Source organism: Aeromicrobium sp. Leaf272 (assembly GCF_001422865.1).
GTDB lineage: Bacteria > Actinomycetota > Actinomycetes > Propionibacteriales > Nocardioidaceae > Aeromicrobium.
Genome location: NZ_LMMY01000009.1, coordinates 457849 through 467201, shown reverse-complemented (window position 1 = coordinate 467201; position 9353 = coordinate 457849). Strand labels below are relative to the sequence as shown.

Below are 9353 nucleotides of genomic sequence, written 5' to 3'. Positions count from 1 at the left end.
CCGACGATCCGTGGATGCGCGGACCGCCACGGGGCACGATGGAGCCATGATCGATCGGACCGGGCTGTCGGACTTCCTCCGCGTGCGCCGCGAGGCGCTGCAGCCGGAGGACGTGGGCCTGCCGCGCGGGCAGCGACGGCGGACGTCGGGGCTGCGCCGCGAGGAGGTGGCGGTGCTGTGCCACATGTCGGCCGACTACTACACCCGGCTGGAGCAGGAGCGCGGACCACAGCCGTCGGAGCAGATGGTCGCGGCCATCGCCCAGGGCCTGCACCTGTCACTCGACGAGCGCGACCACCTGTTCCACCTCGCCGGGCACCGGCCGCCGGAGCGCGGAGCCGAGAGCGACCACGTGAGCCCGGGGATGCTGCGGATCCTCGACCGGCTCGTCGACACCCCGGCGGAGATCGTGACCGAGCTCGGCGAGACCCTGCGCCAGACCCCGCTCGGTGTCGCGCTCGTCGGCGACCTGCGGCGGTTCAGCGGGCCGGAGCGCAGCATCGGCTACCGCTGGTTCACCGTCCCCGGGGCGCGGGACCTCCACCCGCCCGAGGACCACGAGCACTTCTCCCGGATGTACGTCTCCGGCTTGCGCGGCATCATGGCCCGGCGCGGGCCGACGTCGAAGGCGGCGCGCCTCGCCGCTGCGTTGGCGGCCGAGAACGAGGAGTTTCGGGCGCTGTGGGACGAGCACCAGGTCGGGATCATGCCGCACGAGCTCAAGCGGTACGACCACCCGACGGTGGGCCGTCTCGAGCTGAGCTGCCAGATCCTCCAGGACCCGCGGCAGGCGCACTCCCTGCTCGTCTACACCGCGGTCCCCGGCAGCGAGAGCCACGAGCGGCTGCAGCTGCTGTCGGTCGTGGGGAGCGCGGCGGGCTGATGGTCAGGACGGCGTCGAGTCGTCCGGTCGGAAGACGTAGGTGATCAGGAGGTCGCCGGAGGAGGACCGCTCGGAGCGGACGAGGGCAAGTCGTCGGGTCGGCGAACCCGGCTCGAGCAGACGCCTCCCGCGTCCGGCCACCGTCGGCACCACCACGAGCTGTAGCTCGTCGACGAGACCGGCCGCGAGCAGCGACTGGGCCAGACCGATGCTGCCGTGGATGCCGATGTCGCCGCCGTCCTGTGCGGCGAGCGAGCGAACGTGGTCGGCGGCGTCGGTGTGCACCGCCGTCGAGTTCTGCCACGACCCCGTCAGGGGCGTGGAGGTGACGACGTGCTTCTCGGTCCCGTTGATGAAGTCGGCGAAGGGCTGCACGTCGCTCGTGGGCCAGTAGTCGCACCAGTAGTCGTAGGTACCTCGGCCCAGGAGGACCGTGTCCTGACGCTCGATCACAGCGGCCAGGTTGTCGAAGATCTCCGGGCCGGCCTCGAACATCCAGTCGCCCGGCTCCTCGGCGACGCCGTCGAGCGAGAGCAGCTGGTAGAGGACGACGCTGCGCACGGCTTCTCCTGCGATATTCCTGAGTGGAACACCAAGCGTAGTGCACGAGTGGGTCGTGGAGGGGTGGGGCTGCGCCGTGCGCGGGCGGGACGCTGCCGCTGACGGCAAGCCTCCGCCGGCTCGGTCCTCGTGTCACCAGCGCAACGAGAATGGAGCCGTACTCGTGCGTGGGGGCTCGAGCGGGCTTCGACACTGCCGCTGAAGGCAAGCCTCCGCCGGCTCGCTCCTCGTGTCACCAGCGCGACGGGCAAGGGCCGCGCTCCAGCGCGGCTCCTTGCCCGGTGGCGGAGGATAGGGGATTCGAACCCCTGAGAGCTTTCACTCAACCCGCTTTCCAAGCGAGCGCACTAGGCCACTATGCGAATCCTCCGCCGACGAGCGTACCCGCCGCATCCCGCTTGGAACCCACCGGGTCGGCCCCCGTATGCTGGCCGCAGCCCCTCGCGTGGCGCTATCTCACCCAATCCCCCAGGGCCGGAAGGCAGCAAGGGTCAGTGGGCTCTAGCGGGTGCGCGAGGGGTCCTCACGTTCCAGGAGCTTCCTCGCGCCCGCGCCATGTTCAGGGGTCGTCGGCGAGGATGGGGTCGTGCTCGACGACCTCGCGCCGCAGCGGCGGCGCACCCTGCTGGCGGGGGCGGCGCTGCTCGTGGCCGTGGTGCTGGTCGCCGTCGGCATCGGGGTCGTCCGCACGCTCGACGCCACGGATCCCGCGTCGCAGGATGAGCTCGGGCCCGTGCTGCTGGTCTCCGGGTACGGCGGACGCGTGGCGTCCCTCGATCCCCTGCGCGACGCGCTCCGGTCGGCCGGCCGCGACGTCGAGGTGCTCGAGCCCGAGGGCGACGGCAGGGGAGACCTGCGCGCCCAGGCGGCCGCACTCGGCCGCTCGGTGGAAGCGGCCCTCGAGCGCACGGGCGCGGACTCGGTCGACGTCGTCGGCTACTCCGCAGGCGGTGTCGTGGCCCGGTTGTGGGTGCGCGACCAGGGCGGGGCGGACGTGGCTCGACGGGTGCTGACGATCGGCTCGCCCCACCACGGCACCGACGTCGCCGCGCTGGCGGTCGAGATCGCGGGCAGCTGCCCCACCGCGTGCGAGCAGCTCGTGCCCGACAGCGACCTGCTGCGTGGCCTGAACGCCGGTGACGAGACGCCGGACGGACCCGAGTGGGTCGCACTGCGGTCCGACGCCGACCGGGTGGTCGTCCCCACGGACTCCGCGATGCTCGACGGCGCTCTCAACCTGCGGGTGCAACGGCTGTGCCCCGGCTCGACGACCCCGCACCGCGCGCTTCCCGGTGACGCCGCGGTGCTCGCGACGGTGGCCTCGGTGCTCGGTCGGGACGCCGCCCGCGCGCCGACCGACGTCAGCTGTTGACGTCCTTGCTGCCGAAGTTGGCCCAGGCCGCCCCGAGGAACACCACGAGGTAGGCGGCCTGAGCGGCGACGCCCCGCACCACCTCGGTCCACCGGATGGGGTCGCGGAACAGGTCGACGAACGCCAGCCAGTACCGGGTCGGCAGGTACGGCTGCAGCACGTCGGCGGCCTCGAGCCCGAGGAGCACCGTCGAGCCGATGAGCACCGCCACTGTCCCGAGCGCGGCGGTCAGCCCGGACTCCACGATCGTGGAGAGCAGCAGCGCGAGGGCGGCCACGCCCAGCATCATCCACGTCACGTAGCCGAGCGCCAGGACCGTCCGCTGGATCATCTCCGCCTGGCTGAGCGTGGAGCCGGAGACGCTGGTGACCGTGCCGCTGGGATCTCCGTCGCCGAGCAGCAGCCGTCCGAGGACGTAGGCGACGACCGCCACGACCAGCACGGCCACGAGCACGAAGGCCACGACGCTCACCAGCTTCGCCACCAGCAGCCTGGTGCGGCCCACGGGGCGGACGAGCAGGTAGCGCAGCGTGCCCGTCTGCGACTCGCCGGCGATGGCGTCACCGGCCACGACCGCCACCGCGACCGGCAGGAACAGCGGGAGCACGATGCCCAGGGCAGCAAGGGGGAAGAGCGTGCCGTCGCTCAGGACGGCGGAGAGGAACGGTGGCCCGGTGCCGGGACGGGGTCCCAGCTGCGTGGTCGCGAGCAGCACCGCCACGAGCGCGGGCAGGGCGTTCAACATCGCGATGACCACCCAGGTGCGTCGGCGCCGCAGCATCGCGGCCAGCTCCACCCGGATCATGACGCCTCGCTCGCGCGCAGCACGACGTCCTCCAGGCTGACGCGCAACGGCCCCACGGAGTCGACGCGGACGCCGGCGGACACGAGACGTGCGTTCACCCGGGCCGGGTCGTCGGACACCACCACCAGGCGCTCTCCGACGGACGACTCCACGGCCTCGCCCAGCAGAGCGAGGGCACGCGCGACGTCGCGGGTGCCCACCACGACGCGTTCGCTCGGTGCCAGAAGGGTCTCCAGCTGGTCCTGCAGCACCAGTCGGCCGCGGTCGAGCACCCCCACGCGGGTGCACATCTGCTCGATCTCGCTCATGAGGTGGCTGGACAGGAAGATCGTGGTGCCCTCGCCGTTCAGCGCCAGCAGCAGCTCGCGGATCTCGCGGATCCCTTGCGGGTCGAGTCCGTTGGTGGGCTCGTCGAGCACCAGCAGCCGCGGCCGACGCAGCAACGCGCCGGCCAGGCCGAGGCGTTGGCGCATGCCGAGCGAGTACGCACGCACGGGCCGACGGTCGGCGGGGTCCAGCCCCACCTGCTCGAGCACCTCGCCGATGCGACCGGACCGTCCACGTCGCCGCGCGTCGGGCCCGGCGGCGTCGAAGGTGGCGAGGTTCCTGCGCCCCGACAGGTGCGGGTAGGCGCCGGGTCCCTCCACCAGGGCGCCGACGCGCGGGAGGACCGACGCGGCCGACGCAGGCATCGCCTCGCCGAGCACCTCGGCCTCCCCGGAGGTGGGCAGGACGAGGCCCAGCAGCATCCGCACCGTCGTGGTCTTGCCGGAGCCGTTGGCCCCGAGGAACCCGTAGACGTCGCCCTCTCGCACGTCGAGGTCGATGCCGTCGACCGCCGGCACGCCGCGGTACCGCTTCGTCAGCGCTCGGGTCCTGATCATCGCCGCCCCACCTGATCGCCCAGCTCGGCCGCGGCGTCCGCAAGCACCTCGGGCGTCACGGTCCCGGCCAGCAGGAAGGTGCCCCGACCACGGCCACCCTCGGTGAGCAGCACGGACAGCGGCCCGATCTCCAGGGAGGTGCCGACGTCGGTGCGCACGGCCGACGAGGCGCTCAGCTGCTCGCGCACCTGGCCGGCGAGACCGCGGCGGAGCGGCACCGCCACGAGGGCGGTGGGCCCACGGCCGTAGACGCCGACGGCTCCGAGCTCGTCGGGGTCGCCGCGACGCTCGATGCCGGCGACTGCGTCGGGGAGCACGAACGGTGCGAAGGCGTTGGCGCCCGCGGCGACGTCGATCGCGTCGCGAAAGCCCACGCGGGCGCCCGGGGGAGCGGTGAACGTGGTCGTGCCGGGATCGGGGGTCGACGGGTCGAACCGGGTGACGGCGGTGGACACCACGGGCAGGTCCGAGGCGGTGCCGACCACGTCGACGCGCAGCGCCAGACCGGTCTCGGCGTCCGCCCAGACGTCGACGTGATCGATGGTCGACTGCTCGTCCGCCGACTCCAGCCTCAGGCCGGGCGCCGACCGCCCCGCCACGCGTCGCTCCGGCAGGCGGGACAGCTCGGTGGCGTCGGCCCCGGCGAGCAGGCGCCGGGCCAGCTGTGACGGCACGAGGTCGGAGGCGTCGGGCAGGCGGACGGTGGCGTAGGGGGACGAGGTGGCGCGCTCGGACTCGAAGCGCCAGGTGGTGAGCAGGTCACCCTCGCGCACCAGGTCGGTCTCGCCACTCGCGCGGACGCGGTCGACGCGCCACTGCTCGTCCGACCGCCACCAGACGCGCAGGGTGCTGGTGTCGCCCAGCAGGTCGGCGACCCCGGCGAACGAGTCGGTCTCGGGGATCTGCAGCGTGCCGCGGCTGCGCACCTCGCCCGACCACCCCAGGTCGCGTGACGCGACGACCCGCTCGAGCAGTCGGTCCGCCGAGACGTCGGAGGCCTCGGCCGGGAGCAGGCGGGGGAGCACCGGCGCCGCGGCCAGCAGGGCCGACGCCAGTGCCACGAGCAGCCAGCGTCGGGCGGAGGGCTTCATCTCCTGACCACGGTACGAGGTGGGACCCCGCCTCGCCGGGTGGAGCTGGGTGGATCCCGGGGCCGTCGAGTGCGTCGGTGGCGCGCTGCGGCCACGGGCGGCCCCCGACGCACGACAGCCGCACGCGGCGCCGGAAAAGGATCTGCGCCACGTGCGGCTGGATCGTGGGTCGAGCCGCGCCTCGCCCGTCAGCCGATGGGGTCGACGACGCCGTGGTCGGCCACCGAGCGGGCCAGCGTGAGCAGGTGCTCCGAGCCGTCGCCGAGCGTGTGGTCGATCGCGGTCAGACGGCTCGTGTAGTGGCCGACGGAGTACTCCGCGGTCATGCCGATGCCGCCGTGCAGCTGGATCGCCTCCTGGCCGATGTGGCGGCCGGCGCGCGAGACCTGCAGCTTGGCACGCGCCGCCGCCTCGAGGACCCGGTCCGGGTCGTCCTGGAGGACGAGAGTGGCCCACGTGACGGTGCTGCGGACCAGCTCGGCCGACACGTACAGGTCGGCCGCGCGGAACGTGAGCGCCTGGAACGTGTTGAGCGGGACGCCGAACTGCTTGCGCGTCTTGAGGTACTCCGTCGTGGTCCGCAGCGCCACGTCCATGGCACCCACGGCCTCGTGGCTCAGGGCGATCTGCCCACGGGCGACGTTCCTGGCCACGACGTCGGACGCGTCGGCGGCCGGGTCGCCCAAGGGCGTGGCCGTGGCACCGTCGAAGGCGACTCGCGCCGCGCGACCGCCGTCGTGCGTGCGGTAGCCGATCCGGTCCACGCCACCGGCCGAGGCGTCGACGAGGAACACGCCGACGCCGGCGTCGGTGCGGGCCGTGACGACCAGCAGGTCGGCGCGCTCGCCGTGCAGCACCGGCTCCTTGACGCCCGTGAGCGTCCAGGTGCCGGCGGACTCGGCGGCCACGACGGCGTCGCCGACGTCGTGGTGGGCGAAGGAGAGCACCAGGGCGCCCTCGGCCACGCGGCCGATGACGTCGGCGCGCTGCTCGGCCGAGCCGAGGTCGGCCACCAGGCCGGCGGCCAGGATCGTCTCGAGGTACGGCTCGGGCGCGAGCACGCGTCCGATCTCCTCGGCCACGATCGCGACCTCCACGGGTCCGGCGCCGAAGCCGCCGTCCTCCTCGGAGAACGGCAGTCCGAGCGCGCCGAGCTCGGCGAGCTGCTGCCAGGTCTTCTCGGAGAAACCGGGGTCGGTCTTGGTGACCTCGCGGCGGGTCTCCGACGAGTCGTAGGTCTTGCTCAGCAGGCCGCGCACCGCGTCACGCAGGGCGGTCTGCTCGGAGTCGAGGGTGAAGTCCATGGCTGCCTCACAGTCCCAGGATGGTCTTGGCGATGATCTGACGCTGCACCTCGTTGGAGCCGCCGTAGATCGACGCCTTCCGGAAGTTGAGGTACTGCGGGGTGCTGACGCGGGCCCAGTCGGGCACGTCGGAGCCGTCTCCGGCGCCGGACGCGAGCGAGAGCGGGCCGGCGAGGTCGACGTAGAGCTCGGTGACGGCCTGCTGCAGCTCGGTGCCGCGCAGCTTGAGCACCGACGACGCCGGGTGCGGCTTGCCGTCGGCGGAGTGGGCCACGACGCGCAGCGCCGTCAGCTCGAGGGCGAGCAGCTCGTTCTCCAGGTCCGCGACGCGGGTGGCGAGCAGCAGGTCGGAGTCGAGGCGGTCGCCCGCGATCTCCTTCGCCGCGGCCAGCCAGCGCTTCGTGGAGCCGACGGGTGCCACGCCGACGCGCTCGTTGCCGAGCAGGAACTTGGCGTAGTCCCAGCCGCGGTTCTCCTCGCCTACGAGGTTCTCGGCCGGCACGCGCACGTCCTCGAAGAAGACCTCGTTGACCTCGTGGCCACCGTCGATGAGCTCGATGGGACGCACGGTCAGGCCGGGCGACGTCATGTCGATGAGCAGGAACGAGATCCCCTGCTGCTTCTTGGGGGCGTCGGGATCGGTACGCACGAGCGTGAAGATCCAGTCGCCGTACTGGCCGAGCGTGGTCCACGTCTTCTGCCCGTTGACGACGTACTCGTCGCCTTCACGACGGGCCGTGGTGCGCAGCGAGGCGAGGTCGGAGCCGGCGTCGGGCTCGGAGAAGCCCTGCGACCACCAGATGTCGAGGTTGGCGGTGGCCGGGAGGAACCGCTCCTTGATCTCCTGGGAGCCGAAGGCCGCGATGACCGGGCCGACCATCGACGCATTGAACGCCAGCGGCGTGGGGACGCAGGCCAGCTGCATCTCCTCGTGCCAGATGTGGCGCTGCAGCGGGGTCCAGTCCTTGCCGCCCCACTCGACGGGCCAGTTCGGCACGGCGAGACCGGCGGCGTTCAGCGTCTGCTGCGCCTCGACGATCTGCTCCTTGCTGAGCTCGCGCCGGGCGGCGACGGTGTCGCGGATGTGCTGCGGGACCTGGGTGGTGAAGAACGTGCGCATCTCCTCGCGGAATGCGGCGTCCTCCTCGGACAGACGAAGCTTCATGGGGACTCTCCGGGTGGGTAAGCGCTTGCTTAATCGTCACGATACGCGCTGCACCCGACACCCTGCCAGGTGCCGGGTCCCACGGCTCGACGAACGACGGCCCCCGGGCCGGGCTCGCTCAGTCCTTCTGACGGCGCGCGGCGGCAGCGCGCAGGGGCCCGACGAGGCGGGGTCCGGCCAGTCGACGCTCGAGCCGACGCGCCTCCCGCCCGAGCGGCTGCGCGACGTACTGGCCGAGGAGCACACCGGACGCGAGCGCCACGGCGACGCCGCCGGCGGTGATCATCCAGAGCAGGCCGAGCAGGTTCTCGCCCGCGAGCAGCGAGAGGGCCCGGAAGATGGACAGACCCGGCAGCAGCGGCACGATGCACGAGACGACCACCACGAGCGGCGGCACCCGGAACCGGCGGGCCACGGAGTAGCCCACGAAGCCGACGGCGAACGCGGCCACGCCGGCAGCGGCCGGCCGGCCGACGTCGGCCTGGGTGAGTGCGGCGTAGGCGCCCGACGTGACGGCGGCGAGCAGACCGATGGGCACCACGATGCGCTTGGGCGAGTAGGCCGAGAGGGCGAAGGCCGCGGCGGTCACGCCGGCCCCCGCCATCACCTGGGGCAGCTGCGAGAGTCCGGACGCCCCCGGGTCCAGGGCGAAGTCGACCCCCAGCCACTCGCCGACCTGCAGACCGGCGGAGACGCCGACGATGATGCCGATGGTCGCGATCATCACCTCCATGATCCGGGCGTTGGCGGTGATCGAGAAGCCGGTGAGCGCGTCCTGGATGGCACCGATGAAGCCGAGTCCGGCGAGCAGCATGATGATCGCCGCCGTCACGACCAGGGACGGGTTGACCTCGGCGGGCGTCGCGGCCACGGCCACCGCGATGAGCGTGGCCAGGAGCGCTCCGGCCACCTGGGAGTAGAAGAAGGGCAGCCGCAGACGTTCGATCCGTCGCTGCAGGACCTCGATCGCGGCGCCGGCGACACCGGCCACGGCGAGCACGATCCAGTCGCCGCCCAGCAGGAGAGCCACGCCCGCACCGGTGAGGCCCCAGCTGGCGGTGATCGCCCAACGCGGCCGGGGGTGGCCGGTGGAGGCGATCCGAGCCACGCGCGACGCGGCCTCCTCGCGGTCGATCTCGCCGGTGAGCAGCGCGTTGACGAGCAGGTCGACGGCGGTCAGGTCGGCGTAGTCGACCTCGCGGTGGGTCACGTGCCGGCGCATGACGATCGGCAGGTCGTCCACGCTCTCCTGGTGGCTCAGCGTGAGCGACGTGAAGGTCACGTCGAC

General features: G+C 72.7%; 9 protein-coding genes, 1 tRNA gene and 1 other RNA gene. 3 read left to right on the top strand and 8 right to left on the bottom strand.

All coding sequences use genetic code 11. The features are described 5' to 3' along the window. Positions 1–46: 46 nt before the first annotated feature. Positions 47–883, top strand: a complete 837-nt coding sequence (locus ASF38_RS03880; RefSeq protein ID WP_056556460.1) for a helix-turn-helix transcriptional regulator — start codon at positions 47–49, stop codon at positions 881–883. Between the two features lie 3 nt (positions 884–886). Here the strand turns inward: ASF38_RS03880 and ASF38_RS03875 are convergent, their stop codons facing one another. Together ASF38_RS03875 and ASF38_RS03870 are read right to left on the bottom strand one after the other, a co-directional pair. Next, positions 887–1444 carry a dihydrofolate reductase family protein gene (locus tag ASF38_RS03875; RefSeq protein ID WP_056573755.1) on the bottom strand — a complete coding sequence of 186 codons (558 nt, stop codon included), beginning with the start codon at positions 1442–1444 and terminating at the stop codon, positions 887–889. A 282-nt stretch (positions 1445–1726) separates the two neighbouring features. Then, positions 1727–1814 (bottom strand) — tRNA-Ser (locus ASF38_RS03870). Between the two features lie 62 nt (positions 1815–1876). Between ASF38_RS03870 and ffs the strand changes: the two genes are divergently transcribed. Both ffs and ASF38_RS03865 read left to right on the top strand, forming a co-directional pair. Beyond that, an RNA gene (ffs, locus tag ASF38_RS17015) (signal recognition particle sRNA small type) lies at positions 1877–1972 on the top strand. A 58-nt stretch (positions 1973–2030) separates the two neighbouring features. Continuing rightward, complete coding sequence (locus ASF38_RS03865; protein WP_056573752.1) at positions 2031–2816, top strand: triacylglycerol lipase; 786 nt, start codon at positions 2031–2033, stop codon at positions 2814–2816. On the opposite strand, the gene ASF38_RS03860 is transcribed toward ASF38_RS03865, so the two are convergent. The 6 genes from ASF38_RS03860 to ASF38_RS03835 form a co-directional block, all read right to left on the bottom strand. After that, positions 2806–3621, bottom strand: coding sequence for an ABC transporter permease (locus ASF38_RS03860; protein ID WP_056573749.1), 816 nt, complete (start codon positions 3619–3621; stop codon positions 2806–2808). The two genes, ASF38_RS03865 and ASF38_RS03860, sit on opposite strands and share 11 nt — an antisense overlap. Next, the gene (locus ASF38_RS03855; protein ID WP_056573745.1) at positions 3618–4505 is read right to left on the bottom strand and encodes an ABC transporter ATP-binding protein; all 888 of its coding nucleotides are present in this window, start codon (positions 4503–4505) and stop codon (positions 3618–3620) included. The genes ASF38_RS03860 and ASF38_RS03855 overlap by 4 nt, the downstream gene beginning before the upstream one ends. Then, entirely contained in the window at positions 4502–5596 is a 1095-nt protein-coding gene (locus tag ASF38_RS03850; protein ID WP_056573742.1) for a sigma-E factor regulatory protein RseB domain-containing protein, read from the bottom strand. The genes ASF38_RS03855 and ASF38_RS03850 overlap by 4 nt, the downstream gene beginning before the upstream one ends. A gap of 188 nt (positions 5597–5784) precedes the next feature. Then, positions 5785–6900 (bottom strand): acyl-CoA dehydrogenase family protein, encoded by a 1116-nt coding sequence (locus ASF38_RS03845; RefSeq protein ID WP_056573739.1) that lies wholly within the window; start codon positions 6898–6900, stop codon positions 5785–5787. Between the two features lie 7 nt (positions 6901–6907). After that, positions 6908–8065, bottom strand: a complete 1158-nt coding sequence (locus ASF38_RS03840; protein ID WP_055963076.1) for an acyl-CoA dehydrogenase family protein — start codon at positions 8063–8065, stop codon at positions 6908–6910. A gap of 118 nt (positions 8066–8183) precedes the next feature. Continuing rightward, positions 8184–9353: threonine/serine exporter ThrE family protein (locus ASF38_RS03835; RefSeq protein WP_235497377.1), on the bottom strand; the 1170-nt coding region annotated here is incomplete at its 5' end.